This window comes from Lysinibacillus sp. 54212 (assembly GCF_036662795.1).
In the GTDB taxonomy this organism is placed as follows: domain Bacteria; phylum Bacillota; class Bacilli; order Bacillales_A; family Planococcaceae; genus Lysinibacillus_B.
The window spans coordinates 13535-40225 of the sequence record NZ_JBAFWZ010000013.1; the positions used below are offsets into that span (position 1 = coordinate 13535).

At 38.1% G+C, this 26691-nt stretch carries 27 protein-coding genes; 5 read left to right on the forward strand and 22 right to left on the reverse strand.

The window, feature by feature from the left end; genetic code table 11:
- From V4T18_RS10775 to der, 4 genes are all read right to left on the reverse strand, one after another.
- The gene (locus V4T18_RS10775; protein ID WP_332649249.1) at positions 1-759 is read right to left on the reverse strand and encodes an LptM family lipoprotein; all 759 of its coding nucleotides are present in this window, start codon (positions 757-759) and stop codon (positions 1-3) included.
- Positions 760-778: 19 nt separating this feature from the next.
- Positions 779-1042: a DUF2768 domain-containing protein gene (locus tag V4T18_RS10780; protein ID WP_332649251.1), complete on the reverse strand. Its 264-nt coding sequence runs from the start codon at positions 1040-1042 to the stop codon at positions 779-781.
- 135 nt (positions 1043-1177) lie between these two features.
- Positions 1178-2191 (reverse strand): NAD(P)H-dependent glycerol-3-phosphate dehydrogenase, encoded by a 1014-nt coding sequence (locus V4T18_RS10785; protein ID WP_332649252.1) that lies wholly within the window; start codon positions 2189-2191, stop codon positions 1178-1180.
- 21 nt (positions 2192-2212) lie between these two features.
- The gene (gene der, locus V4T18_RS10790; protein WP_332649253.1) at positions 2213-3523 is read right to left on the reverse strand and encodes a ribosome biogenesis GTPase Der; all 1311 of its coding nucleotides are present in this window, start codon (positions 3521-3523) and stop codon (positions 2213-2215) included.
- Between the two features lie 529 nt (positions 3524-4052).
- Between der and V4T18_RS10795 the strand changes: the two genes are divergently transcribed.
- A complete protein-coding gene (locus tag V4T18_RS10795; RefSeq protein WP_332649255.1) occupies positions 4053-5321 on the forward strand; it encodes an MFS transporter in 1269 nt (422 codons plus the stop codon).
- A 140-nt stretch (positions 5322-5461) separates the two neighbouring features.
- Here V4T18_RS10795 and rpsA read toward each other — a convergent pair whose 3' ends face one another.
- The 6 genes from rpsA to prsW all read right to left on the reverse strand — a co-directional run bounded on the left by rpsA (position 5462) and on the right by prsW (position 11073).
- Positions 5462-6607, reverse strand: coding sequence for a 30S ribosomal protein S1 (gene rpsA, locus V4T18_RS10800; protein WP_332649257.1), 1146 nt, complete (start codon positions 6605-6607; stop codon positions 5462-5464).
- A 109-nt stretch (positions 6608-6716) separates the two neighbouring features.
- A complete protein-coding gene (gene cmk / locus V4T18_RS10805) occupies positions 6717-7391 on the reverse strand; it encodes a (d)CMP kinase (protein ID WP_332649259.1) in 675 nt (224 codons plus the stop codon).
- Between the two features lie 111 nt (positions 7392-7502).
- Positions 7503-8159 carry a flagellar brake protein gene (locus V4T18_RS10810; protein WP_332649261.1) on the reverse strand — a complete coding sequence of 219 codons (657 nt, stop codon included), beginning with the start codon at positions 8157-8159 and terminating at the stop codon, positions 7503-7505.
- Positions 8160-8241: 82 nt separating this feature from the next.
- Positions 8242-9519 (reverse strand): PepSY1/2 domain-containing protein, encoded by a 1278-nt coding sequence (locus V4T18_RS10815; RefSeq protein ID WP_332649263.1) that lies wholly within the window; start codon positions 9517-9519, stop codon positions 8242-8244.
- A 12-nt stretch (positions 9520-9531) separates the two neighbouring features.
- Entirely contained in the window at positions 9532-10302 is a 771-nt protein-coding gene (gene sleB / locus V4T18_RS10820) for a spore cortex-lytic enzyme (protein ID WP_332649265.1), read from the reverse strand.
- 96 nt (positions 10303-10398) lie between these two features.
- Positions 10399-11073, reverse strand: coding sequence for a glutamic-type intramembrane protease PrsW (gene prsW, locus V4T18_RS10825; protein WP_332649267.1), 675 nt, complete (start codon positions 11071-11073; stop codon positions 10399-10401).
- Positions 11074-11165: 92 nt separating this feature from the next.
- On the opposite strand from prsW, the gene V4T18_RS10830 reads away from it, so the two are divergent.
- Complete coding sequence (locus tag V4T18_RS10830; RefSeq protein ID WP_332649269.1) at positions 11166-12134, forward strand: asparaginase; 969 nt, start codon at positions 11166-11168, stop codon at positions 12132-12134.
- Positions 12135-12935: 801 nt separating this feature from the next.
- Here the strand turns inward: V4T18_RS10830 and V4T18_RS10835 are convergent.
- The 6 genes from V4T18_RS10835 to V4T18_RS10860 all read right to left on the reverse strand — a co-directional run bounded on the left by V4T18_RS10835 (position 12936) and on the right by V4T18_RS10860 (position 19273).
- Complete coding sequence (locus tag V4T18_RS10835) at positions 12936-13895, reverse strand: YpdA family putative bacillithiol disulfide reductase (RefSeq protein ID WP_332649270.1); 960 nt, start codon at positions 13893-13895, stop codon at positions 12936-12938.
- Positions 13896-13946: 51 nt separating this feature from the next.
- Entirely contained in the window at positions 13947-14720 is a 774-nt protein-coding gene (locus V4T18_RS10840; protein WP_332649272.1) for a metallophosphoesterase, read from the reverse strand.
- A 113-nt stretch (positions 14721-14833) separates the two neighbouring features.
- On the reverse strand, positions 14834-15454 hold the full coding sequence (locus V4T18_RS10845; RefSeq protein WP_332649274.1) for a LysM peptidoglycan-binding domain-containing protein: 621 nt from the start codon (positions 15452-15454) through the stop codon (positions 14834-14836).
- A 78-nt stretch (positions 15455-15532) separates the two neighbouring features.
- Positions 15533-16972, reverse strand: a complete 1440-nt coding sequence (locus tag V4T18_RS10850; protein WP_332649276.1) for a RecQ family ATP-dependent DNA helicase — start codon at positions 16970-16972, stop codon at positions 15533-15535.
- Positions 16973-18007 (reverse strand): helix-turn-helix domain-containing protein, encoded by a 1035-nt coding sequence (locus tag V4T18_RS10855; protein WP_332649278.1) that lies wholly within the window; start codon positions 18005-18007, stop codon positions 16973-16975.
- Between the two features lie 132 nt (positions 18008-18139).
- Positions 18140-19273 (reverse strand): NAD(P)-dependent alcohol dehydrogenase, encoded by a 1134-nt coding sequence (locus V4T18_RS10860; protein ID WP_332649280.1) that lies wholly within the window; start codon positions 19271-19273, stop codon positions 18140-18142.
- 596 nt (positions 19274-19869) lie between these two features.
- Between V4T18_RS10860 and V4T18_RS10865 the strand changes: the two genes are divergently transcribed.
- A complete protein-coding gene (locus V4T18_RS10865) occupies positions 19870-20118 on the forward strand; it encodes a ferredoxin (RefSeq protein ID WP_099423028.1) in 249 nt (82 codons plus the stop codon).
- 68 nt (positions 20119-20186) lie between these two features.
- On the opposite strand, the gene V4T18_RS10870 is transcribed toward V4T18_RS10865, so the two are convergent.
- On the reverse strand, positions 20187-20852 hold the full coding sequence (locus tag V4T18_RS10870) for a DUF1129 family protein (protein ID WP_332649290.1): 666 nt from the start codon (positions 20850-20852) through the stop codon (positions 20187-20189).
- Positions 20853-20855: 3 nt separating this feature from the next.
- Complete coding sequence (locus V4T18_RS10875; protein ID WP_332649292.1) at positions 20856-21179, reverse strand: PadR family transcriptional regulator; 324 nt, start codon at positions 21177-21179, stop codon at positions 20856-20858.
- A gap of 193 nt (positions 21180-21372) precedes the next feature.
- Here V4T18_RS10875 and V4T18_RS10880 point away from each other — a divergent pair, with 193 nt between their 5' ends.
- Entirely contained in the window at positions 21373-22149 is a 777-nt protein-coding gene (locus V4T18_RS10880; protein ID WP_332649294.1) for an enoyl-ACP reductase FabI, read from the forward strand.
- Positions 22150-22409: 260 nt separating this feature from the next.
- Positions 22410-23252 carry a methyl-accepting chemotaxis protein gene (locus tag V4T18_RS10885; protein ID WP_332649296.1) on the forward strand — a complete coding sequence of 281 codons (843 nt, stop codon included), beginning with the start codon at positions 22410-22412 and terminating at the stop codon, positions 23250-23252.
- Between the two features lie 40 nt (positions 23253-23292).
- Here the strand turns inward: V4T18_RS10885 and glnA are convergent, their stop codons facing one another.
- From glnA to V4T18_RS10905, 4 genes are all read right to left on the reverse strand, one after another.
- Positions 23293-24651 (reverse strand): type I glutamate--ammonia ligase, encoded by a 1359-nt coding sequence (gene glnA, locus V4T18_RS10890; RefSeq protein ID WP_332649298.1) that lies wholly within the window; start codon positions 24649-24651, stop codon positions 23293-23295.
- Between the two features lie 20 nt (positions 24652-24671).
- The gene (locus V4T18_RS10895; RefSeq protein ID WP_332649300.1) at positions 24672-25067 is read right to left on the reverse strand and encodes a MerR family transcriptional regulator; all 396 of its coding nucleotides are present in this window, start codon (positions 25065-25067) and stop codon (positions 24672-24674) included.
- Between the two features lie 292 nt (positions 25068-25359).
- Complete coding sequence (locus V4T18_RS10900; RefSeq protein WP_332649302.1) at positions 25360-25977, reverse strand: cyclase family protein; 618 nt, start codon at positions 25975-25977, stop codon at positions 25360-25362.
- Between the two features lie 52 nt (positions 25978-26029).
- Complete coding sequence (locus tag V4T18_RS10905; protein ID WP_332649304.1) at positions 26030-26608, reverse strand: ECF transporter S component; 579 nt, start codon at positions 26606-26608, stop codon at positions 26030-26032.
- Positions 26609-26691 lie beyond the last annotated feature (83 nt).

Here is a 26691-nt window from a genome sequence, read left to right on the forward strand (position 1 = left end):
TTATTTTTCGTCTTCCGTTGCCTCTTTCGCAGCTTTTGCATCCGCTACAGGATCATACATAAAAATCACTTCATTGTTTTCATCCACAGTGTATGGCAATGAGTATGCTGGCACGACTGGATAAGCTTCCCCTAGCAGCATACGAATATCCTCTCCAGGCGTAGGCTTTAAGTTGTTTTCGTTAATAAACAGCTGTAAATCTATTGAGTAATCAACATAAATATTCCCCTCAGAGGAGACAACCAATGGCAATTGGTTATTGGAATACGGACTTGCGACTGTTATTTCATTATCAAAGCCGATATTTTCGAAGTTGATCGTATAAATAAAAGGTGCAACTTCATCCTTAAATTGTGGATATTTTGTTGCCATAAATCGCATATTCACTTCTCTAATTCGCTCTGGTGTACGTAAATCAACGAGTTTCACAGTAGGGTTATTTTCAGGATCCCAAATGACATATTGAAAAATGCCACCTTGCTCATATGAATTCCCAGGAGATTGAGTAATAAATTTTGGTGCAAGCTTTGAAAAATCAATTAAATATTTTATAAAAATGTCAGTATCCAGCTCGCTATTTTTGATCGGTAAAACCCCTGTTTCTGCGTTGTACTCTTCAACTGCACGTTGCACAGAAGCCAGTTGGTCTTGATCAGGCACTTGTTTTATCTCTAGCTCTTCCTCAGGATATAAGCTTCCACAGCCTGATACTATCGTAGCAAAAAGAATTGTTAAAAGTATAATCACCCATTTTTTCATATCTATCACCTACCACTCATTATGCTGGCCATGTTGCAATTACGAGTACCATTAAAAATGATCCCAAAGCAAACATTGCGTAAGCCACAAATTTTAAAATTGCGGATAAAAACACATTTCCTACCCATTTACGAATCGCAGTTATTAAGAATAAGGATAACATCAATAAACCTATAGAATAAAACGAAACCCACATCACATCAAGTGCATGCATGCTAGAAAGTGGTCCACGCGAATTTAAAATGAATATTGATGATGTATCCGTGAATAGAAATGGATCCAATCGTATAACCGCCCTTCAAAAAACTATTTAAATAATTTCACACTGTTTGTAATTATACCTTTTTGTCTATAAAAATAATAGGAGGCACCATTCGATACCTCCATTAATTGTGACAATTTATGAAATTTTTTACGATTAACGTAATTCGTCAATTTCGCTTTTCTTCATCCGAATCATTAACTCATCAACAGCCGTTTTGGGCGCCTTCTCATTAAACAGAACATCGTAGAGCGCTGTTGTTATTGGCATTGGTACATCATATTTTTGAGCTAACTGGTATGCTGCCTTCGTCGTACGAACTCCCTCAACAACCATGCCCATTTGCTCTAATACCTCTTCTAGCTTCATGCCTTGACCGAGCATATTTCCCGCTCGCCAGTTACGAGAATGTACACTTGTACATGTAACGATTAAATCGCCCATTCCCGTTAGCCCTGCAAATGTAAAGGGATTTCCACCCATCTTGACCCCAAGACGTGTAATTTCGGCTAGTCCTCGCGTTATAAGAGCCGCTTTAGCGTTATCTCCATAGCTTAAACCATCCGTAATTCCCGCTGCCAGGGCAATTACATTTTTAAGCGCACCACCTATTTCAACACCAATGACATCATCATTCGTGTATACACGAAAATAGCCATTCATAAACAGATCTTGTACCTTTTCGGCAGAAGAGATTGTGTTACAGGCCGCCGTGACTGTAGTTGGATGCTTAAGTACTACCTCCTCAGCATGACTAGGACCCGAAAGCACGACAATATCCTCAATCCAATCGTGATCAACACTCTCTTCGATTAGCTCAGAAATACGTAGTAAAGAATCGGGTTCAATTCCTTTTGAAACATGAACAAGCAGCACTTTTTTAGCTAATAACGCGGATACGTTGGAGCAAACCTCTCGAATCGCTTTTGTCGGAACAGCTACAACGATTGTAGAAGCATGTGAAACAGCTTCTTCAAGAGAGGAGGTTGCTCGTAGCGTACTTGGTAATTCTGTTTGGGGTAAATATTTCTTATTTGTATGCTGATTGTTTATTTCTGTTGCCTGATCCTCTCGATGTGTCCACAGAAGCGTATTTTGTCCATTTTCTGCAAGCACCACAGCGAGCGCAGTCCCCCACGACCCGGCACCTAAAACCGTAACATTTTCCATGTATAAATCTCCTTTTATCAATTAATCACGCGCACGTGTAATTAAACGAATTGGAGTTCCTTCAAAATCAAATGTTTCTCGAATACGATTTTCTAAGAAACGCTCATAAGAGAAGTGCATCAGTTCAGGCTCATTTACGAACACAACAAATGTCGGCGGCTTGATGGCCACTTGCGTTGAATAGTAAAGACGTAAACGGCGCCCTTTATCAGCTGGAGCTGGATTACGTGCAACAGCATCCTCAATTACCTCATTTAAAATGGATGATTGAATACGCATTGCATGGTTTTCACTTACTCGTTTTACTACTGGTAGGATTTGATGAACTCGCTGTTTCGTTTTTGCTGATACAAAAACAATAGGTGCATAATCCAAAAATAAGAAATGCTCACGAATTTGCTGTGTATAGAAATTCATTGTTTTCTCGTCTTTTTCAATAGCATCCCATTTATTTACGACAATAATAATCGCTTTTCCTGCTTCATGTGCATAACCCGCGATTTTCTTATCTTGTTCTTGAATTCCTTCATCCGCATTTAGCACGACTAACACAACGTCGGAGCGTTCAATTGCTCTTAGGGCACGTAGCACCGAATACTTTTCTGTCGATTCGTATACTTTTCCCTTTTTACGCATACCTGCTGTGTCAATAATGACAAATTCTTGTTCATCATACGTATACGGTGTATCAATGGCATCTCGCGTCGTTCCAGCAATATTACTTACAATAACGCGATCTTGTCCTAGGAAGGCATTAACTAAAGACGATTTTCCAACATTAGGACGCCCGATTAAAGAAAATTTAATCACATCCTCATCATATTGCATCTCGTCCTCTTTCGGGAAATGCTTTGCACATTCATCTAGTAAATCCCCTAAACCTAAACCATGAGATCCTGAAATTGGCCACGGCTCGCCAAAACCTAATGCGTAAAAATCATATATCATATCGCGCATATCAGGGTTATCAATTTTATTTACAGCTAGTACTACAGGCTTCTTCGTTTTATATAAAATTTTCGCTACCTGCTCATCAGCCGCTGTTACACCTTCACGACCATTCGTCATAAAAATAATAACGTCGGCCTCTTCAATAGCGATTTCGGCTTGCTGGCGAATTTGCTCTAGGAACGGCTCGTCCCCAATTTCAATCCCGCCTGTATCAATAATATTAAATTCATGTGTTAACCAATCTGCCGAACTATAAATACGGTCACGCGTTACTCCTGGAATATCTTCCACGATTGATACACGTTCCCCAACAATACGATTGAAAATTGTCGATTTACCTACGTTCGGACGACCAACGATGGCGATTACTGGTTTTGTCATCCTTCTCATCCTTCCAACTTTAGACATAGCATTCACAAATAATGCTAGTGTCAATTCTTACTGTATTATACACCAATCCCTATACTATATCATTTTTTCACAACATTCAAAACGGAAAAGAAATTTTATCTATACATAGCTAATCAAAAATAAACCTCTAAAATAAACTGAAATAACAAAATATAAATATGTAGAATTTTCCGATTTTCTATATAATTCTTTCAATTTATGATACTTTTATTTACCAAAATTATTTTCGTTCATAATATTGACACATAATAAAAATAGGGTTATTTTTGTTACGCAAAGCAATCACTGAATTAAATATTCCCCATATTACAAAGATGTATTCTATTAAAAAGGAAAAGCAATATTATATTTGAGATAGTAAATATAGAGTAAGATATTCAAATTATTCATACGATATAACTACAGCATCTCATTGATCATCTTCCTTCATTATGAAATGTGATCTAGCCATTTCAGCAAGTACAAATAAGCAACAATAAAAAGAATAGAGGATAACAGCATGAGTCAGTCAAAGAAAAAAATTCACTATGCTTGGTGGGTACTATTAGGATTAGTTGTAATGGTCGGAGCAGCTAAAGGTGGCATTATGACGACAGGGGGATTATTTTTAACTCCTGTTACGGAAGATTTAGGCATTGGAATGGGAAGTTTAACATTGTACTTCAGTATATCATCCATTGTAACGATGATAACTTTACCTATTGCAGGGAAGATGGTAACAAAATATAACATTAGAGTACTTTTAGTAGTAGCAGTTATATTAGAGGCCGGGTCCTTCGCGATGTTCGGTTTCATGAATTCCGTATGGGGTTGGTATTTATTTGCGATCCCTATGGCAATGGGATCTGTATTAGTAACACAATTGGCAGGTCCTGTATTGATTAATAATTGGTTTAAAAAGCACAGAGGGTTGGCAATCGGAATTATGGTCGGAGCCGGTGGGTTAATCGGCGCTTTCCTTCAACCAGTAGCTGGTAATTTAATCGCTAGTGAAGGCTGGAGAAATACGTATATTATTTTAGGGGTCGGCGTAATGGCGGTCGTGATACCGGTTGTGCTCTTAACGATACGAATGGCTCCACAACAAAAAGGTTTACAGCCATATGGTATGGATGAAATGAAGCTAGACCAAAAGAATCCTGTCTCAACTACTACAAATAGCGGTGTGAATTTTACAATAGCCAAGAAATCGAGCGCTTTTTATTTTTTAGTAATTTTCTTCTTATTCGACACTTCAATCGGTGCATTTAATCAACATGTTGCACCGTTTGCAATGAGTTTAGGATACGATATTAAATTTGCAGGGAGTGCAATGGGTACATGGTCGGTCGGTGTTGTCATCGGTGCATTATTTTTCGGCTTCCTCAGTGATAAAATCGGCGTAAAAAATACAACGATTGCTGCAATGCTGATAGGGTTAATACCAGTAACAATTCTATTAATTACTCCTGAAAACCCATTAATGTTTACAGTAGCTACAGGCCTTTATGGATTTGTTGTTTCATCTCTCGGGACATTAGGACCTCTTTTAACTTCTGCACTATTTGGCAATAAAGAGTTTAGCCAAATTTATGGACTTGCGATAACAGGATTAGCAATAGCAGGTATTGTTGCATTACCGGGGTATGGCTTCATTTTTGAAATAACAGGTAGTTATACGTATGTGCTATACGGTATTTTTGTTATGTTTATATTAAATATTTTTGCTATTGTCTTTGCATTTAAAGGAAAAAGAAAATTAGAAAATGCTGGGTTATGGATAAAATAACACATTGAGAAGTTCCAAAGCAACATTAAATACTTTCTTATAAATTACAAAAACTGTAGATAAACTCAAGTTCCTTTGAGTTTGTCTACAGTTTAAATTTTCAGTAGAAAAACGTAAATTTTTCTTCAAATTACGATCTATTATTTTTCAGTAAAACGCTTTAACTGATCACCAATTACATCACTAAATGAGAAGCCCGTGTTTTCTTCTGGCAATTCATAATCAAACACTTCTTCTTTATCAGGATTTTCAAGCAAATCTTTTATGTTTAAAGATAAGCGTTTATCAGGCTCACTTACTTCAAGTACTTTCACTTGAACTTCTTGACCCTCTTTTAACACTTCATGTGGCGTATTAATATGCTTATGAGAAATTTGAGAAATGTGTACTAGGCCTTCTACACCTGGGAAAACTTCAACAAACGCTCCAAATGATACGAGACGCTTTACCTTCCCTGTTAAAATAGCCCCCTTAGATGCCTTCTCAGCAACACCTGACCATGGACCAGGTAGAGTATCTTTAATCGATAGCGCAATACGCTCGTTCGCGTGATCAACTGAAAGCACCTTTACTGTTACTTGCTGACCTTCTGTAAGCACTTTAGATACATCGTCAATATGCTCATGTGCAACTTGTGAAATATGCACTAAACCATCGATACCACCTAAGTCAACAAAAGCCCCGAAGCTTGCTAAACGCTGAACTTTGCCTTCTAGCACATCGCCTTCGTGAATGTTTTCAATAGCTTTCTTTTTCTTAGACGTTTTTTCTAATTCAACGACTGCTCGATGTGATAGAATTAAGCGTCCTTTTTCTTTATCTAGCTCAGTAATTTTGAAGCTCATCTTTTTGCCTTTATAATCTTCAAAATCCTCTACAAAATAATCTTCTACAAGGGATGCAGGAACAAAGCCACGGACACCTAAATCAACGACTAATCCGCCTTTCACCACATCTTTTACTTCTGCTTCAAATACTTCGCCGGATTCGAACTTACCGATAAGAGTATCCCACGCTTTGAGGGCATCTACCTTACGCTTTGAAAGCACGAAGTTTTCCTCCTCAACCTTTGTAATCATCAGCTCAAGTGTATCTCCAACGGATACAACATCAGAAGCCTTTTCAATGTGTAAGCTTGAAAGTTCGCTAATCGGTATAATTCCATCAAAAGGAGCACCTTCAATCGAAACGGTTACTGATTTCTCATCTACTTGCTCAGCAATCCCTTTTACAATATCTCCTTCTTGAAATCCTTCGTTAACACTTAAGTTCATTTCCTCAGACATATGTAACCCTCCTTCGCATCTTCCACTCTTATTTTATTCGAAAACAGGAATAAAAACAAAAATTATCCCTTTATTTTCAAAAATTCCATGTTATTAAACACTTTTTTCGTTAGATCATCTTCTCTTTTGCTAATTTTAAAATAGTATCTGCTGCTTCATTTATCGATAACTCGGTTGTATCTAAATAAATTGCATCCTCTGCCTGAATTAGTGGTGAAGCTTCTCGCTCACTATCTAACTTATCTCGTAACGCAATTTCTTGTTGTAATGTTTCAATCGTTGAAGGAATTCCTCGTTTTTCATTATCAATAAAACGACGACGAGCACGTTCCTCTACCGAAGCAGACATAAATATTTTTAATTCCGCATCCTTTAATACATGTGTGCCGATATCTCGTCCATCCATTACAACACCACCATTTGCCGCTAACGCCTTTTGCATTGCTACTAATATTTCACGGATGTTCGCATGTGCAGCTACTTGAGAAACATTAGCAGTAACCTCGTTAGAGCGAATTTGAGATGACACATTCTCGCCATCTAAGAATACAAGTTGTCCATCTTTTGATGGTTGTAATACGATATCTGTTGAGCGAAGCATTTTCTCCAACGACTCAGTATCATTTAATCTTATGTTTTGTTTCATCGCTTTATACGTTACTGCACGGTACATTGCCCCCGTATCAATATACGTAAACGATAAAGCCTCGGCTACAATTTTCGCAATCGTACTCTTTCCTGCACCTGCAGGACCATCAATTGCAATTTGAATTAGTTTCGACATAATAATCCCTACTTTCCTTACACAATTGTACCACAATTTATGTAAAGTTCCTTCATAAACACATCTGTTGTTCGTACATCTTTGAATAAAAAAAGCCACCGTAACAGGTGACTATAAAACCTCATTCATTTCTTTTTTTCGAATTTGTAATTGGCGTTCAAAGCAAAAACGAACGATATATTGTTTATCGATATCATCTGTATCAGTAAATTGAACGGAAGCCAGCGTTCTGCCATCTCGTTCAAAAATACGAACGACATAAGCATCGGTTTGGACATAATGGATATCTCCATTTATGAATGGCAACACAATTGTTAATTTTACCGTATCTCCATCCGCAAAAGGAACCTTTGAACGTAAATTTAACAGGACACCACCTGCACTAATATCGTCGGCGATAAATTGATGGTATTGATTATTCGATTCCACCGCAATATCAACTGGCGTTTCCACGCGCACATATTCACGCCGTTGAATTTTAATAAGTTCTTCCTCCGAAGGCCATGCAAGCATAATCATTGGGATATTCCCAGATTTTCGACCTAGCACCTCCGTATTAAAGGCGTAGCTATCCTTCGATTCTGTATTAAATGTTACTCGGAATTGTGCACCATCCATTAAAAAAGCTGTTTTTTTTGTTGCAATATTTATAGGATAATCAATATAAATTACACCATCATGCCCCTCAACAACTTTACAGCGAAATCTTTCAACTCGATCTGTATATGTTGGTTCTAGTAAAAGTATTGTCCCAATCTTAAGTTCCATGCCGTATCCCCTTAAAGTTAGAAATAATACTTTTATTATCGCATGGGTTTCTAAATTTTTCTATAAATTATCCTAATATTTATTAAGATAAAGCCTCAACTTGTAGTACATCATGATTTTCTGTATCAATCACTACTCGGAATGTATCGTGATTGTCATTTTTTAGTCGAACAATTACTTCATAGCAAAGACGAAGGTCATATGCTTTATTTTCTGTATATATTAAGCGTTCTTCTTCTACAACCGCATTCGGATGGAAAAATTCATCCCATTTAATCGGATTCTTTGCCTGCTGCTTTATTTGTTCTTTCTGCACATATTCCATTGCATTAATTCCAAGTACTTCACCATTATCCTTTGCTAGCTTAAGTTGGATACTGTCTGGATAAACTAATGCATCATTATACAGCCTTGTAAAGACAAAATGCCATGCCTCATGGTTTTCTCTCGCTTCTTTGTAGGTTACATCCTTAAAACCAGCATCCTTCATAAATTGCTCTGCTCGTTGTTTCGCCTCTTGCTGTGATATATTTGCTTCCTTTACGGGGCGTTCTAGTAAAAAGGAAAGTATATGACCACCCTTTTTCGTAATATCCGCATAGCCTAAGCGGGAGCCGCGCGCAAATTGAATATGATAAAACGGATACGGAGCATCATCCTCACTAGTCGTAACGGTTATCGTTGCATTCCCTATTTTAGGAAATACTCCTTCGAATTTTCCAAGTGCTTCATCTTTCGTCACTTCTCGATCAACTATATGCTGTAAATCCTTCTTTTTTTGGTAATCAGATTCACTAGCAGTTAATGGAAAATCAGTTTCGTTATAGCTTTTCAAATTGCCAGAAACCGCCGAGAATGGAGACTCTTCAGTTTCAAGAGCCAAATTGTCAGCCCATTTCGAATAATTCCCATCTTGCTCAAAAAAATTGGAAGTTGCTACATTCCAGTCCTCTGAAAGTGCATCCAAATTAGATGAAATGGTTGTCATTTTATTTTGCCATTCAGAAAAATCCTTTGATACGGATGCCCGTTTAGCCTCCTCACCAATTTTACCTAGGTATCGCATCCAATCATTCGCTACGTTTTGCTGTACTGGAAGACGGCCGATCGAATTTCGCATTTCATTACTAATACGCCAAATAGAATCTAATTCATTTGTGAGCGCTCGTTCGTCCTGGAAAATGAGCGCCTGCGAAAGAGACCTTTGCAGCGCTGTTAATTTTTCTGACGCATTAGCAAGTTCATTTGTGTATTGCGCATGAACAGTCCGCTCAAGCTGATTGTTTTCTTTTGTTACATAAATAGAATAAAGCCCTAGCGCCAAAATGATTATACCGAGTAAATAAAAACTATTTCTCATTTTTTGTCACCTCTAGTAGCAGAAAATATGCTCCCCTATTTGTTTAATTTGTGGTCTCGTCCAAATCCATTTACTAGTTGCTGTTTTAGGATTGAAATAATATAGTGCGTTTTCTGACGGATCCCATCCATTAATGGCATCTAGCACTGCTTGTTTCGCTCGATCATTCGGCGTTAACCAAATTTGTCCATCAGCTACCGCTGTGAATGCTAACGGTTGGAAAATAATATCAGAAATTGTATTCGGAAATTCCGATGACTCTAAGCGGTTTAAAATAACAGCCGCAACGGCAACCTGCCCCTCATAAGGCTCTCCACGCGCTTCACCATAAACAGCATTAGCCATTATTTGCAAATCCTTTTCTGTATATTTTGGGGGTAGCTGTGTTGTTTCGTTTTTTGTGCCCTCTTTCACTTGCTGTTCTAACGGAATACCGCCATATGTTGTAAAGCGATTCCCTTTTTTTATTTGATCCATAACAAATTGCTTGTTGTAACCCGAATTATCGGACAGTTTTTTCTTAGTCGTTGAACCAGCAATTCCATCTACTTTTAATCCATACTGCTCTTGAAAGGTACGCAACGACCAATAAGTTGCATAACCAAAAATACCGTCAATATTCCCATTATAGAACCCTAAATATTGTAATCTTGATTGCAGTTCAATAACATCATCACCAAATGCACCTCGTTGTACCTCCTGTGAACTAAATGCAGCGCTATTACTTACAGGTAATACGGTAGCAATGAGCAATAATAAGATGATAATTTGTTTTCGCAACATAAATATCCACTCCTTTTTCATAGCATGCAAAAAAGAGTTTGTTTTATACATAAAAAAATAGCCTTTCATTTACACGAAACTGTAAATAAAAAGCTACTATAATTTGTTGTTTTCAAATAAATGCTGAACTAAATGTTGATGAGCTTGCTTGACTTTTTTTAAGCCAAACCACCAAAGGAAAAGCATAAACGGGACCATTAACAAAGCGAAGTTACCCTTTAACGTTAAAATTGTGTTATAACTAAAATGCAAGAAAACGGGTGCAACTAATGCTAGCAACAAGCACTCTTTACTTTTATCATCATGAGAGAATTTACATTTTCCAAAATAATAGCCCATCACTACACCAAACAAGGCATGACTAGATACAGGTAATATAGCGCGAGCAAACGCCGTATCTAATCCAAAGGACAATAAATATAGCACATTTTCAACAGTTGCAAAGCCTAACGACACAGCGACTCCATATAGGATTCCGTCATATGGGTCATCAAACTCAATATGTCGTAAAATAGCGACGAAAATGACAAGCCACTTAAAAAATTCTTCTATCGTACTTGTAAACAAAACATTTGAGACAAATGGGCTTGAAAACACTTGCTCCTCTTCCAAAACAAATTGAATAAATAAAATGGGGAAAGTGATTAGACAGCCATAAATAAAGGAATGTATAAGCGTTCTTCTTGGCTCTGTTGCCATTTGATTTCGTAAATAAAAATAACTAAGAAGCGCTAGTCCAGGGGCAATCGCAGCTGATAAAAGTATTAACATAGTATTGCTCCCTCCAAATCCGTACATTCAATCGTGTTATTTTATTATAACACTAATCAACCGACATAGAGTTATATAGGGAGGATTTTCTTATGAAAAAAAATATTTTACTTATTCATACTGGTGGTACAATTTCAATGAAAATAAATGCAGAAGGTGCTGTGCTACCGAATGAGCATAATCCCATTATGGATGAGCATGATACATTAAAAAAATACGCAAATATTATAGAAATCGAGGCGTTCAATTTGCCTTCACCACACATTACACCAACGGAGATGCTGAAACTTCGTAATTTAATTAGGGAACAAGCTAATATGGCAGCTTTAGATGGTGTCGTTATTACACACGGTACGGATACATTAGAGGAGACTGCCTACTTTTTAGATTTAACGTTAAAGGTGAATTTCCCTATCGTATTAACAGGCGCCATGCGTTCTTCCAATGAGCTCGGAGCAGATGGTGTTTATAATTTAGTGGAGGCAGTGAGAGTTGCCTGTGACGATCAGGCACGAGAAAAAGGTGTCCTTGTCGTAATGAACGATGAGATTCATCAAGCATTTAATATTACGAAAACTTCGACTTCTAGTGTAAACACGTTTCAGAGTCCGCAATATGGACCGATTGGTTTAATCACGAAAAAAACGGTCGTGTTTCAACAACAGCCCATTAGAAGACAATTTGTTGCCGTCGAGAGAATTGAAAAAAGAGTCGCACTGCTAAAAGCATATGCAGGAATGGAAGCCGATTTGCTCGATTCACTTATTTCTTTAGGCTATGACGGCGTTGTATTAGAGGGACTAGGGCAAGGAAACGTTCCTCCCGCTGTCTCTAAAAGTATTGGCCGCTTACTCGATCAAAAGATTCCTGTCGTCCTAGTTTCTCGCTGCTTTAATGGTATTGCAGAAGGTGTCTACGGCTATGAAGGCGGTGGCAAGAGCCTCGAGGAAGCTGGAGTTATTTTTGCAACAGGCATTAATGGTCAAAAAGCGAGATTAAAGCTACTCATCGGTCTAAACCAAGTTCAATCACCAGTTGAATTAAAAACGTACTTTTCCTAATTGCTAGACAGGATTAGGACATAAATAGTCTAAGGCTACGTTCACTATTAAAGTGGATTATCACAGCCTCTTCTAAGATTTTACTCCAGTGATTGAAGGATAAAAGCCACTCATTTCCTTTGAAAAATGAGCGTTTTCATATAAAAAATAACGGTTAGACCTTTTAAACAAATGGATAAATTCAGAGATAATTAATATTATTACTACCACTTCGGAGTACAGTTTTTCATGCAAACAGGTGAATATCGAGAAAAAAAGTTAAAAAAAAGAGCTCTTTTTTAGAAGATTCCTGCCACAACCTCAGCGATCGTACCACGCCTTTTTTTCTTTATTAGTTTAGAGATACAGAAGCGCCCGTTTAGCCTGACAGCTGCTGGCAGCCCCGTATAGAAAGAAGCCTTTCCTCTTTCAACCGAGGGATGAAGAGACCTCGAGGGGCTAGACAATGCTAAAACTCGAAAAATTTTTACCTTCTAAACTTTATAAAAAAGCACGTGTACTGATTTTATTTTTACTAAAAAAATATAACGACCTCATTTTTAAATCGCCAAAACGCTATTTGACGATTTTGATATACGACTTAAATATAAATATGTGCCAAATTAGGTAAAAAGATCTACCGTGACACTTATTTTAAAATAAGTTGTATATCGATTTCGCCAAATGAGCAAAATCGTGATTTGGAAATTATGCTACGAAAAATAATTACACATTTAAAGCCTCGAAAATTTTACTGAACGTAATTTTTCGAGGCTTTTCATTTTTTGAGGAGACTCTTATGTCACCCTCTTCTTTTCATTATTACTGACCTTTTATCCTTTGTGCGATCATTCCACCATGGAAGCGACCATTTTCAATGAAGATTTCGTTCGCATTATTTCCTGCTGCCAGTACACCAGCAATAAATAAATTTTCAACATTCGTTTCCATTGTTTCAGGATCGAATTGTGGTCGACCTGATGAATCATCGATACGTACACCCATCCCACGAATAAACTGATGATCGGGGTGGTAGCCTGTCATCGCAAACACAAAATCATTTTTTATGTTTTGTTCTTTGCCTTGAACATTAATAGTAACTTCCGTCTCCCGAATCTCTTGTACATGACTTTCAAAATGCATCGTAATTTCGCCTTCACGAATACAAGCATCAAACTCCGGCAAAATCCACGGCTTAACACTTGGCGAATAGACTGACCCTCTGTACACAACCGTAACACGAGCCCCTGCTTTATTTAATTCAAGCGCCGCATCAACAGCTGAGTTCTTGCCGCCGATTACAACGACATCCGTATCGAAATATTCATGCGCCTCTTTAAAATAGTGATGCACTTTTGGTAAACCCTCACCAGGAATCCCAAGAAGGTTCGGATGATCATAATAGCCTGTGGCGATAATAACATAGGGTGTTTCGTACATATCTTTATCGGAAGTGACAACAAATTGCTCTCCAATTTTTTCTACGTTTTTAACCATTTCAAAACGGTTTATTTGTAGGTTCTTTGCTTTTACAACTTCACGATAATAAACAAGAGCCTGATTTCGGCGAGGTTTACGTTCTTCAATAATAAACGGTACATTACCGATCGCTAATTTTTCACTTGTACTAAAAAATGTTTGGTGTGTTGGATAATTGTATAGGGCATTTACAACATTCCCTTTTTCAATAACAATTGGCTTTAGTCCAATGTTTTGTAGCTCTATGGCAGCAGATAATCCACATGGCCCTCCACCAACAATTACTGCATCTACCTTTTGCATCGTAACATCTCCTCTAATTGCTATGACCTCTATATAGTATAGCGCTAAAATTTATTGCACTGTACTTTCATTTCCCGAAATAATTATGTCAATAATGTGACACTCCGGCTTAGCACCTAATCGAAATGGCACAAGTGTAGTACCGTAACCATTACTAATCAATGTAGGCACACCTTGCCGTACAGTAAAGGATCCATGTGGATGAATACCAAATTTTCCAAATCGAATTTGACCTCCATGTAGATGGCCTCCTAACATTAGTATTGGTTTTTTTATTGTTGGCACCTTCTGTAACACTTGTGGATTATGAGAAATGAAGATAATCAAATCGTCCCCCTCACATTTTGCTAGCGCTCTTTCAAAGGAATAATTCTGAACCGAAGTATCATCTATAGCACTGATCCAAATCGGATTTTTTCGTTGCTGTAGTTGGAACGCATCATTTTCTACTATCTTTACACCCATTTCCTCAAAGAGCTGCCGAAGCTGTTTTTCGCCAACTTCTCGATCATTATTTCCCCAAACAAAATAAACTGGCGCAAGCGACTGTAATAGCTCAATATTATTTTTTATTCGTTCGAGTGATGTACGACTATCTGCGAAATCTCCACCAATAATGACTGCATGAATCTGTTTATCAATTGATTGGACCATTTTTCGATTAATTTTCCGTAAATGAACATCGGAAATAAAAAATATCGATAGTTGTTCGTTATTCCCCTTGGCATGTATCGTATGAAGCTTTACATTATTTTCATTCGCTTCCTTATACATATAGAACATGAGTAGAAGCAAGCTTGCCGCGATGATTATCAAAAAAATCATGTCCTATCCCTCCATTTCAACAGAAAAAGACGTCACCATTAACGGGCCCGTCTTTTTCGCATCGCTTTTTCAGCACTTTATAAACATCATTATTTTAACATCCTATGGTAACATTATGGAATGATTAAAGATTGACCAACGTAAATTTGCTCTGAACCTAAATTATTTGCCTTTTTAATCTTTTCTACTCCGTTCGGATCTTTATAATATTGCATCGCAATTCGGTACAGTGTTTCATTACTTTTAACAACATGTGTTTTTTGTGATGCAGCTTGCTCGGCCTCAGCTTTTCGCTTCGCCTCTTCTTCTTTTGCCTTTTGCTCAGCGGCTGCCTTTTGAGCTGCCTCCTGCTGCGCCTTCTTCTCTGCTTCTTTTGCCGCTTGGGCTGCTGCTTCTGCCTGTTCCTTTGCTAATTCCTCTTGGTCGTTAGAAACATCTGTTACACCACCTGTATTTTCATCATCTTTCTTAGCAGAATGGATTGGCTCATTTTTTTCTACTACAATACTTTCTTCTGGCTCCGCTACTTCCTTTGGCGCTGGTTCATAAAAGAATTGAACATAAACTAATATCGTCAATGGAATAAAAATAAAAACAACAAGTAATATCTTCATAAGCGGATTTTTACGTTTTTTTTGCTTTATTTGTGAGCGCGAAAGTCTTGCTTGTTCACCTTCAAATTCCACTTCCTGGCGATGCTCTTCTATTTTTTCGCGATAATCTTCCTTCGTCATACTTACACCCTCCAACTTACACTCTCTATGTTCATATTATGACGAAAATAGATTCAAAAGTAAACGGTACATTGCTAGTTAAACGTCAGTAAACAACAATTTTCGCAATCTATTATTCCATGCTAGCATGTGTTCGACCTTTTCTTCACTTCGGGGAGCTAGTAGCTGCTGGAGTTCGATGCCACAGTTTTGACAACAGTTCGGAGGTCTATACGCTAGTTTTTGTCCAAAATAGGATACTATTTTTTCCCTCATACAGCCTGCTCCTACAACAATATTCATCATTTCACGGACAGCTTCATATTTGTGAATCTCCATATTTAGTAGTCTTTGCTTTACCGCTTCAACATTTTCTTGCTTCATCCAATAATCTAGCACTCGGAAGGCAGTTTCTGATATTTCGCCCGCTTGTAGCATCGACATCGGATTTTGCATCCCCTGCTGATATCGCAAGTAACTGTCAACATGTACTGACTTTGGCAAGTCTTCTGTGGCAATATATTTTGCAAAGTGCTCGTCCCCCTCCACATACAATAAAATTGCGACAGCATCCTGGCCATCACGACCCGCTCGTCCAATTTCCTGCATATAATTTGATATATTAGCAGGCATCGATTCATGGATCACTTGGCGAATGTTGTTTTTATGCACACCCATACCAAATGCATTTGTTGCTACGATCCATTGTAAATCACCTGCAATAAACTGCTGCTGAATAAATTGCCGATCCTCAGCTTCCTTGCCGGCATGATAAGATGCAGCTAAAATCCCATGTTCTAAAAGCTGACGGCTAAAATTTTCTGCCTTTTTTCTCGATTGTGTATAAATTATCCCTGGACCCGCGCTATTTTTTACATGCTGTAGGATCCATTCAAACTTTTCTTCCTTTGCCATAAACGATTTTTGTGCAATACCAATATTCGGGCGATCCACATTACCGATAAAAGTATACGGCTCCTGCATATGTAGGTAAACTTTAATATCCTCTAGAACCGTTTGAGTGGCAGTAGCAGACAAAGCAAGTATCGGTGGACGGTTTGCCTTTAGCACTTCACCAATCCGTAAATAGTCTGGTCTAAAATCAAAGCCCCATTGAGAAATACAATGCGCCTCGTCAGCTACAATTAATGAAAATTCAATTTGTGCAAGACGCTCTCTCACCTGTGGCTGTGTTAGCATCTCAGGGGATGTAAATATAAAACGATACTCTTGTAAATAATGAAGAGCATACTTTTTTTGCTGAGGTGATAAAAATGAATTGAGCGCAACTACTCTCTTTTCTCCAAGCTGTTTTAGTTGATCGACCTGATCCTGCATTAGGGATAGAAGTGGTGAGACGATCAACACAGGCTTCTCGAATAGATACCCCGGAAGCTGATAGCATAGGGATTTACCCATCCCCGTAGGCAGCAATGCAATTACATCCTTACCGTCGAGCAATCGTTCGATGACTTCCCTTTGCCCCGTTCGAAAAGAAGGATAACCAAAATACTCATATAGTTTTTGTTCGAGTTCCATTTAACTATCCCCCTTTGCCAAGGCTAATCGAATTTGAAAATAGGATAAATTCGGCAGCACTTCACGTAATACCTTTAGTTTTCGAGTTGCATACGCTTCTACAGCCTGATGTACATGCAGACAATCGGGCTGTGAAATAAACGGTGATATATCAAAGTCTGGCTCATTCATTGCTATTTCAACTAGATGATCTTCTATCGTACTTAACTTTAAACGGCGCATGGAGCCTATTTGCTCAGGACTATAGCCTTGACGGTACAGTAGGGCTGTCTGATTGGCAGAGTCTGTTAGGGGTGCATCGATTCGTACCCCCTCCATCATTTGAAATAAAAGAGGAAACGCTGCCTTCTTTTTATAAATAGCCTGTAACCATTGATGAAGCGCTGCGATGTAAAGAAACTGGCAATCTAGCTCCGTTTGCCCAGTTTCATAAGCTAATTGCTGCCACGTAACACCGGGCATGTTTGCACCAACTAAACGGCTCACGATAAATTGCTTTTGCTGCTCAGTAGTGTCCGATTCTATCAAACTTTGCTCCATTTCATCATGTAAAAGTTTTTGAATCGAATTGGATTGATATTCATTCGTAAGTAAAAACCCTCTACACCATTGCTGTATTTTGTCATTTCGTTGAATAGGAATAAACGAACGAATCGAAGCCTTTTGATACGATAAGCTTTGCACAATGAGCGATAGCCGTGCGAAAAATACATGCTCGTTTCCTTGATAATGCCAGCCATCAAACGTAATCGACATAGGGGTATTTGCCTTTTTTAGCCCTGTAGCCTTCATCTCATAGTAGCCATTTTCAGTTACCTTTAAATAATTATATTGAACTAATAGGGCAACCTCTTCATCAAATCGCTTTCGGTCTAGCTTTCTTAATAAACCGAAATACGGATGCAGCTTAAAAATGCCGACATCCTGAATTGTTTGCCCCGACCGCTTCCCTTTTATAAGATGATAGGCAGCCGAAACGGTTCTTTCATTATTCAGTTTGAGAAATATGTGTAAAAGAATTTGTTGAAATAGCAAATCAAATCCCTCATTTACTAGTGTTATGCTTAAAAGTATAACCTAATCCTAAAAAAAAGCCTATAATATCAATGATATCAAGGCTTTTTAACCGTATAAAATATTGTAGACTAACCGTGCTTAGTAGACGAATTATACTGGTAGCGGCTCATCCGCGCGATACGTTTCGTCGATGATTAAAATTGGTTTAATCGTTTTCCCACTATTTGAATCGGCACTCGCCTCATTAATTTGGTCAAAAGAATAAAACTGCACAAGTCGATCAAAGGAGAATTGACCAGCCTTATAGAATCCAATTAGCTTCGGAATTTCTAGCTGTGGAACTGAGTCGCCCATCAAAATACCCTTAATCGAGCGATTAGCAAAAACTAAATCTAAAACAGTATGAATCTCAATACTATTTGGTGTTACTGCAACTGGTGCCGTAATACCACCAACAGCAAGCACATCGATAGCAGCCTTCATCACTGCCGCAACTCCAGTCGTATCGATTGAGAAGTTTACTCCCAGTCCCCCTGTAATTTCTCCGACACGGGCTGCTAAGTCTTCTGTTCTACTATTAATCGTATGTGTAGCCCCCAGCTCCTTCGCAATTTCGAGGCGCGAGTCATGGATGTCTACCGCAATAATCGTCGAACAACCTTCAATTTTAGCTGTCATCAATGCACCAAGCCCTACAGCACCTGTACCGAAAACAATCATGGAATCACCAATTTCCGGCTTTAAACCGTTCACAACTGTACCTGCCCCTGTTAAAAAACCACAGCCTAGCGGACCAATTAAGCGTAAATCTGCATCGGGGTCTACCTTCACTAGATTATTTTGATGAACAATTGTATGTGTAGCAAAAGAGCTCTGCGTAAAGAAATTGGATACTGGTGTTCCATCTTCTTTTGTAAAAACAGAACTACCATCCGGACGCATACCGCTCATGTTTAGCATTGGCCAGTCCTTACATGAGGAAGGATGACCTGTCCGACAGCTTGGACATGTACCACAGTAATTGTAGGAAAGTACAACCTGATCCCCTACTGCAAAGTTTTTTACGTTACTACCGACCTTTTCAATAATCCCAGCACCTTCATGGCCAAGTACAGCCGGTAAAGGAAATTCAGCGTCTCCAACACGCAACGCTTCATCAGAGTGGCAAATACCTGATGCAACGATTTTTACTAGCACCTCATCCTGTTGCACTTCACTTAATTGCAATGCTTCCATTTCGTATGGACCATTAACCTTATTAACAACTGCAGCTATTACCTTCATAGCAATCCCCTTTGTCAAATGAATTAGCCATATATAAAGGAATTAACCTCTAATTTTGCTGGCTTTATACAACAATATGTTCGAACTCTAATTTTATTCTCTACTAAATCAACGTCATAATTCATAAAACAGTTAATATATACGAACATTCAATGTACAATAACAATAATCGTTCGATTTAATCTACAGACGGACGTCTTCCGCGGGCGAAGCGCTGAGCCTCCTCGTCGCTTTGTTCCTGCGGGGTCTCATCACTTCACTTTCCCGCAGGAGTCGCCGTCTTCCGCTTCAATCTAAAATAATGTTCGCCTTTTTATGCAAAAAACTATTTATGAAATTGACCAACTAAATAATCATCCTTATATTTTTTGAGTCTTGACGTAATACGTCGTATGTTCTATTATCTTTTCAACAAAGAGTAAGTAGGTTATGATGTATTTCACCAACATGCCGGAAAAGAAAAATCTTAATCTTTCAGGAGCTCAATATCTCGTACATTTGTATGAATTTAAAACATTGAAGGTTGAAAAGAATAGTAAACCGATTTAGAATAAGGAAGTATCGAATGGAAGAGAGACCATAAAGGAGAGAAAAGAATGCCAAAATATACAATCGTAGATAAAGATACTTGTATCGCGTGTGGCGCATGTGGCGCAGCTGCACCTGATATTTATGATTATGATGATGAAGGTATTGCCTTTGTTATTTTAGATGATAATATGGGGACGACAGAAGTACCCGAGGATTTACTAGAGGATATGCAGGACGCTTTCGAGGGCTGCCCTACTGATTCCATTAAAGTAGCAGACGAAACATTTGATGGTGATTCATTAAAATTTGAATAATACTGTACTGTAATTTTGAACTGCACCCCAATTATTAATGAACATTTAATAATTGGAGTTGCAGTTTTTTATTTCGCTTCTCTCCATTTCTTTAATACATAACTAAGAATGAGTAATACAGCGCCTACAATCACCTGAGTATACTTACTAATTGTCACTGCAGTACCAAATGGTTCAATCCAAATACTTAATAGCATGACAATAAATATAAATATTCCACTTGCTGTTCCCCAAAACCATAAAATCTTCTTATTAATTGATTTTCCATTGAAAGCTTGAGATTTTAATAGCTTCATTAATAGTACAATTATTATTAAAAACCCTATAATAAGCCACCCTACCAATAAACTAATTGAACCAATATAAATTGTATTCGGTTTATTACTAAACATTAAAGGTATCCCGGTAATTACCGTATAAATACCTAAAAACTGTAGAATAGTTTCTAATACAAAAATAATTATTTTAGATGGTCTTTCATTCGGTAATGTTGCGATAATATCATCAGCAAGCTCCTTTGGCTTCTTTCCAAAAACCTCTTCTGCTCTCTTTCCATCTTGTTGTGCTGCTATTAAATGCTCTAATAGCTCCAACAACAATTCCTCCGTCGCTCTGTCATCCTTCATGAAGGAACTACGTATATAGACTAATAAATTTTCATAATAGATAAAATTTTCGTCATTTAATAATTTCCTACGTTCATTATTTTCCTGTAAAAGCGTCTTTATTTTCACTATTCAATCACCTCTTAATAATGTTGTAATCGGTTTTGCAATAGTTTCCCATTCAAGCCTAATTTCATTTAACATTTCTTTGCCCTGTGATGTTAATGAATAATATTTCCGATTAGGTCCTGATTCAGATGGGCGCATTTCCCCTTCAATATATTGATTTTTTTGTAATCGTAGAAGAACAGGGTAAATAGTTCCCTCACTAACATCTTTTAGACCTGCCTTTTGTAATTTTTCAGACAATTCATAGCCATAAACCGTCTCGTTCTCAATAACGGCTAGCACACAACCATCCAATATCCCCTTTAGCAACTGACTTCGAATTGACATCCCTTCACTCCCTTGCATAACAAGATAGTTAGCAAAAATCTACTACCTTGCAAAACAAAGTAGCTAGGTTCAGTATATTGCATAACAAAATAGCTGTCAACTTTTTATTGCGTGCTGATAACAGAAGTGTTATAGTTAATTTTAGTAGTTGGTACTAATAACAGATAACATTTCAGTAAAGAGGTGTCTAATAATGGATATTTTAGGGTTAAAAGATAAGAATATTGTTGTGATGGGGGTTGCGAACGAACGAAGCATCGCCTGGGGGATTGCAAAAAGATTAATGGAAGTTGGCGCAAATGTTATTTTCACGTATCGTAAAGAGCGCTCAAAAGGAAAAATCGAAAAAGTATTAGCAGACTATAGTGAGTATAAAACAGCTGTCGTAGAATGTGATGTAAATAGTGATGATTCGATTGCAAAAGCATTCGAGGAAATCGGTTCTTCTTTCGGTACAATCGACGGGATCGTCCATTCTGTTGCCTTTGCAAATGGGGACGACTTAAAAAACCGCTTTGTCGAAACTTCACGTGATGGCTATGCATTTGCACAGGATACAAGTGCATACTCTCTAATTGCCGTTGCAAACGCTGCAAAGCCTTATTTAACAGAAGGTGCTTCGATTGTAACGATGAGTTATTTAGGTGCTGAGCGAGTACTAGATGGCTATAATGTGATGGGCGTTGCTAAAGCAGCATTAGAGGCTTCGATGCGATATTTAGCTGCTGACTTAGGTAAAGAAGGCATTCGTGTCAATGCGATTTCTGCTGGTGCCATTCGTACATTAGCAGCAAAAGGCGTACCAAGCTTTAACCAAATCCTACACAAAATCGAAGAAACGTCACCGTTAAAACGTAATACAAATCAAGAGGAAGTAGCTGATATGACGATCGTTATGCTAAGCGCCCTTTCTCGCGGTGTAACGGGTGAAACGATTTACGTAGATTCAGGCTACAATATTATGGGTTAATAAAAGCTATCATTTTATCTATAGCAGAATCACAAAATTGTGATTCTGTTTTCTTATGTATTGCATGAAAATTCACGATCAAAAAAAGTGTATAGTTATAATGAAACTCCTAAATATAAATGTTATGGATAGATTTCAGGTCAATAACACCTATTACCTAAGAAAATTGTAATTTTATTCATATTTTTCGATTTATTCGACCCGCTCTATTGTTTTTAATTGTATAATAAATGTAATACATAACGGAGGGGATTTTAACTATGACAACGATGGATCATACAGCAGTTGATGAGACTCTACAGTTTATAATTGATTTTGCTCCAACCTTAAAAAAACTATTTGCAGCGGATGTTTCAGTTTCAATATCCGATTTGGAAAAAGTGATCATTGTTATCGGATCTAAAGAGCTTGGCATAGAGGATATGGCCGATTTTCCGCTTAATCCTAACGATCCAATGGCACAGGCTATTAAATACAATAGAATACAAGTGACAGATATCCCTAAAGAAGCATATGGGATGGCATTAAAAATTGTCATGGTACCAATTACAAACCGTAGCGGAAAGTTAGTTGGTTGTATTGGTATAAGCACTAGCGTCAATAATCGTGCAAATCTTATTGAAATCGCTGAAAAATTTGCGGCTTCATCTGAGGAAATTGGGGCAGCTTCCGAACAATTAGCTTCCTCAGCGACAATACTATCCGATACGATGAACGAGGTTGCCGTTGCACAAGATAATTTATCCAGCCAAGTAGAAAATACGACAAAAATTTTAGACATGATTAATAATGTGGCCAAAAACACACGTATTTTAGGATTTAATGCAGGTATTGAAGCTGCTCGTTCTGGAGAACACGGACGAGGGTTTAGTGTCGTTGCAAAGGAAATTACGAAGCTTGCAGATCAAAGCGCCGAATCAGTAAACGAAATTCGACAACTACTTCAATCAATGAAGGAAAAAGTGGCACTTGTATCAAAAAACGTGAACGAAACGATCAGCCTTTCAGAAAATCAAACAACCGCTATTATTGATATTTCAACCTCAATCGGGCAGTTAACAGAAGTTGCCGAAAAAATCGATGAGCTCGCACAAAATTTATAAAGGAATAGCACCGATATCACTTCGGTGCCATTCCTTTTAATTAATACATTTTCATATACTGCTCACGTTCCCAAGGATGAACCGTCGTCCGGAACATATCAAACTCCAATTCTTTCGCCTCTTTGAAATTTTCATAAATATGTTCACCTAATGCAGCTTGGATCACTTCATCCTTTGCTAAAGCCGCGAGCGCCGCATCAAGTGAAGCTGGTAGATTGTCAATACCATGCTTAGCACGTTCCTCAGCATTCATACGGTAAATATTACGATCCACTTGCGCCGGTGGAGTTAAATTATTTTTTACACCATCAAGACCCGCTGCTAAAATAACCGCCATCGCTAAATAAGGATTCGCTGATGGATCGACCGAACGTAATTCAATACGCGTTGATAAACCACGAGACTCCGGAATACGCACTAGCGGAGAACGGTTTTTCGGTGACCACGCTACGTAACAAGGGGCCTCATAGCCTGGTACTAAACGTTTGTATGAGTTCACTGTTGGATTTGTGATCGCTGTAAACCCTTGAACGTGCTTTAGTACCCCAGCTAAGAATGAACGAGCTGTAGCTGATAATTGTAAATCAGCCCCTTCATCCCAGAAGGAATTTTTACCTTCTTGGAATAAGGATAGGTTAAAATGCATACCAGAACCATTAACTCCAAATAACGGCTTTGGCATAAATGTCGCATGTAAACCGTGCTTACGAGCGATCGTTTTTACGACAAGTTTAAACGTTTGAATGTTATCACATGCTTCTACTGCATTTGCATATTTAAAATCAATTTCATGCTGACCTGGTGCAACCTCGTGGTGAGAAGCCTCAACTTCAAAGCCCATCTCCTCTAATTCGAGTACTATATCGCGACGACAGTTTTCTCCAAGATCCGTTGGTGCTAAATCAAAATAGCCACCATCATCATTCAATTCTAATGTAGGCTGACCCTTTTCATCTAATTTAAATAGGAAAAATTCCGGCTCTGGTCCTAAGTTGAAATCTGTAAACCCTAACTCCTCCATTGTTTTTAACATTCGCTTTAAATTCGAGCGAGGATCTCCTTCAAACGGTGAGCCATCAGGTCTAGCTATATCACAAATTAATCGAGCTACCTTCCCCTTTTCCGCAGTCCACGGGAAAATCATAAATGTATCAAGATCTGGACGTAGGTACATATCAGATTCTTCAATACGAACAAACCCTTCAATAGATGAGCCATCGAACATCATTTTATTATCTAACGCTTTATCAAGTTGACTTACCGGTATTTCTACGTTTTTTATCGTACCTAAAATATCCGTAAACTGTAAGCGAATAAACTTTACATTTTTATCCTTTACAATGGCTTTAATATCCTCTTTCTTGTATTTGCTTGTTGAACCAACAACTGAATTTACCATACCTATTCACTCTCCTATTTTTATTCACTTTTAACTTGGAAGAAACGCGATAAATCACCTTGACGTAGCGAAGTTTTTTGCATGCTTTGAGCTTGCTGCATTTCCTCTCTCAAAATGGCGCGAAGTTCAGCGTCTGAAATAGCAATTGCGTCATAACTTCTAACATCATTTCTCTTCCGCATATCAAACACTTTTTTTATACCTGCCATATTAATCCCTTGGTCAAGGAGCTCTCGAATTTCTAATAAGGCATCCACATCATCTAGTGAAAACATTCTTCGGTTGCCCTCTGACCTAGCAGGCTCGATTAATTCATGCTCTTCATAATACCTAATTTGTCTTGCAGTTAGCTCGGTTAGTCCCATCACCATACTAATAGGGAGTAACGGCATCGCTCTTCGAAACTCTCGACTCATTGGCATCTCCTCCTTTCCCTACAACCACTTTACAATATGTTATGTTTATTATCAATATTATGTAAGGAATTATAACATATCCTTTTTGGATGATTTTTATCGAAAAAAAAGATAGGACAAGCGAAAGCACGTCGGAATACCCGAAGCGAAAGCAGCTTTTTCGCTTTCGACCGAGGGGATGAAGTGGCCTCGAGGGGCTGGGCGTCCGAGCTAAACACTGCTCAAGCCCCAAAATTTACAATTATATTTAAAAAAGGACCTAAGCTAGTAACTTAGGCCCTTGAATCTATTACTATTTCCTTTTAAGTACCGCTCGAATAGGCGACCCATCCCCACCTTCCACCCGCAATGGAAGTCCGATGAAATCATACAAACCGGACGATACATCCTGTAACAATAAATTTTCAATAATAATTAAATTATACTTTGCACAGGCGTTATGCATTGTGAGTGATACATTTTCTACTGCATCAACCGAGGGTGTATCTACGCCGATCAACTTTACACCTTTATCACACAAAAACTCAGCAACACTCTCATCAAAAATCGGATAGCTCACCGGAAACTTATCAACCTCTACCTCATCCCTCAACTTAACTAGCACACGACTGACCCCCGTCAAATCTACATCAGCAAAATGAGATGCATAGATTACTTCATGACCACGTAAATCAACAACAAGCGCCTCCCCAATAAATAACTCGGGCGACAACCGATCAATCGTTACGCCATCCTCCTTATAGTGAAACGGTGCATCAACATGCGTTCCAATATGCATGCTTGCAGTCATTTCACCGACATTGGCACCATCCGCCTCTAAAGTCGCAACTAATCGATAAGAAAATGGAGCATCTCCTGGCCAAACAGCTGTTGTACTTCGAAGCGGTTGTGATATATCAATCCAAGTCATTTTGTTTCCCCCTAAATAAAAAGCGTAGCCACCGAGGTGACCACGCGTATTTTCATGATAAAAATTGTAAACGTTGATTATGAATCCATTTACTCATCGTGCGGAATAATACGGTAACGATGACAATTAACATAACACCTTTTATTAGGTTAAATGGTAAAATCGCCATTACAGCCGTTCCAAGCATATCTTCTACATAAAAGTTCATGAAATAACCGTACATCGGTAAGAATGCCACGAAATTTAAAAACGCCATCCCTACTGACATCACAACTGTCGCAGCAACTAATCCAACTATTAATCCTGTAATAGATGTGAACTTTTTATAAATAAAGTATACAGGGAAAATGAATAAAATACCTGTTGCAAAGTTGGCGATATGACCTACTGGCATACCTGTTGGTGAACCAGAAAAAACCCAGTCTAAAATGTTTTTAATTAGTTCGACCGTAATCCCTGCTAATGGTCCCATTGTTAATGTTGCAATTAAAGCCGGCACATCACTAAAGTCAATTTGTAAAAAACTAGGGAACCCTGGTAGCGGGAAATTAAATAGCATTAATACGAAAGAAATACTACTTAACATCGCAATTGTTACAAAAGCTCGTAACCTTTTGTTTTGCTTTGACATAAAACATCTCTCCTCATTGCTGATCTCATCTCGCAAGAAGAAAGGACAAATCAATCACCATTCACGAAAAAACCCTTATGCAG

Bases quoted from the DNA above. Each gene is read 5' to 3' on its own strand.
- V4T18_RS10795 (WP_332649255.1), top strand. From the start codon at position 4,053: ATGAGTCAGTCAAAGAAAAAAATTCACTATGCTTGGTGGGTACTATTA.
- V4T18_RS10895 (WP_332649300.1), bottom strand. From the start codon at position 25,067: ATGAGTCGAGAGTTTCGAAGAGCGATGCCGTTACTCCCTATTAGTATG.
- V4T18_RS10905 (WP_332649304.1), bottom strand. From the start codon at position 26,608: ATGTCAAAGCAAAACAAAAGGTTACGAGCTTTTGTAACAATTGCGATG.
- V4T18_RS10880 (WP_332649294.1), top strand. From the start codon at position 21,373: ATGGATATTTTAGGGTTAAAAGATAAGAATATTGTTGTGATGGGGGTT.
- V4T18_RS10775 (WP_332649249.1), bottom strand. From the start codon at position 759: ATGAAAAAATGGGTGATTATACTTTTAACAATTCTTTTTGCTACGATA.
- V4T18_RS10785 (WP_332649252.1), bottom strand. From the start codon at position 2,191: ATGGAAAATGTTACGGTTTTAGGTGCCGGGTCGTGGGGGACTGCGCTC.
- rpsA (WP_332649257.1), bottom strand. From the start codon at position 6,607: ATGTCTGAGGAAATGAACTTAAGTGTTAACGAAGGATTTCAAGAAGGA.
- V4T18_RS10865 (WP_099423028.1), top strand. From the start codon at position 19,870: ATGCCAAAATATACAATCGTAGATAAAGATACTTGTATCGCGTGTGGC.
- V4T18_RS10900 (WP_332649302.1), bottom strand. From the start codon at position 25,977: ATGACTTGGATTGATATATCACAACCGCTTCGAAGTACAACAGCTGTT.
- glnA (WP_332649298.1), bottom strand. From the start codon at position 24,651: ATGGTAAATTCAGTTGTTGGTTCAACAAGCAAATACAAGAAAGAGGAT.
- der (WP_332649253.1), bottom strand. From the start codon at position 3,523: ATGACAAAACCAGTAATCGCCATCGTTGGTCGTCCGAACGTAGGTAAA.
- V4T18_RS10810 (WP_332649261.1), bottom strand. From the start codon at position 8,159: ATGGAACTTAAGATTGGGACAATACTTTTACTAGAACCAACATATACA.
- V4T18_RS10875 (WP_332649292.1), bottom strand. From the start codon at position 21,179: ATGTCAATTCGAAGTCAGTTGCTAAAGGGGATATTGGATGGTTGTGTG.
- V4T18_RS10885 (WP_332649296.1), top strand. From the start codon at position 22,410: ATGACAACGATGGATCATACAGCAGTTGATGAGACTCTACAGTTTATA.
- V4T18_RS10835 (WP_332649270.1), bottom strand. From the start codon at position 13,895: ATGCAAAAGGTAGATGCAGTAATTGTTGGTGGAGGGCCATGTGGATTA.
- cmk (WP_332649259.1), bottom strand. From the start codon at position 7,391: ATGTCGAAACTAATTCAAATTGCAATTGATGGTCCTGCAGGTGCAGGA.
- V4T18_RS10830 (WP_332649269.1), top strand. From the start codon at position 11,166: ATGAAAAAAAATATTTTACTTATTCATACTGGTGGTACAATTTCAATG.
- V4T18_RS10815 (WP_332649263.1), bottom strand. From the start codon at position 9,519: ATGAGAAATAGTTTTTATTTACTCGGTATAATCATTTTGGCGCTAGGG.
- V4T18_RS10845 (WP_332649274.1), bottom strand. From the start codon at position 15,454: ATGACGAAGGAAGATTATCGCGAAAAAATAGAAGAGCATCGCCAGGAA.
- sleB (WP_332649265.1), bottom strand. From the start codon at position 10,302: ATGTTGCGAAAACAAATTATCATCTTATTATTGCTCATTGCTACCGTA.
- V4T18_RS10850 (WP_332649276.1), bottom strand. From the start codon at position 16,972: ATGGAACTCGAACAAAAACTATATGAGTATTTTGGTTATCCTTCTTTT.
- V4T18_RS10860 (WP_332649280.1), bottom strand. From the start codon at position 19,273: ATGAAGGTAATAGCTGCAGTTGTTAATAAGGTTAATGGTCCATACGAA.
- prsW (WP_332649267.1), bottom strand. From the start codon at position 11,073: ATGTTAATACTTTTATCAGCTGCGATTGCCCCTGGACTAGCGCTTCTT.
- V4T18_RS10840 (WP_332649272.1), bottom strand. From the start codon at position 14,720: ATGATTTTTTTGATAATCATCGCGGCAAGCTTGCTTCTACTCATGTTC.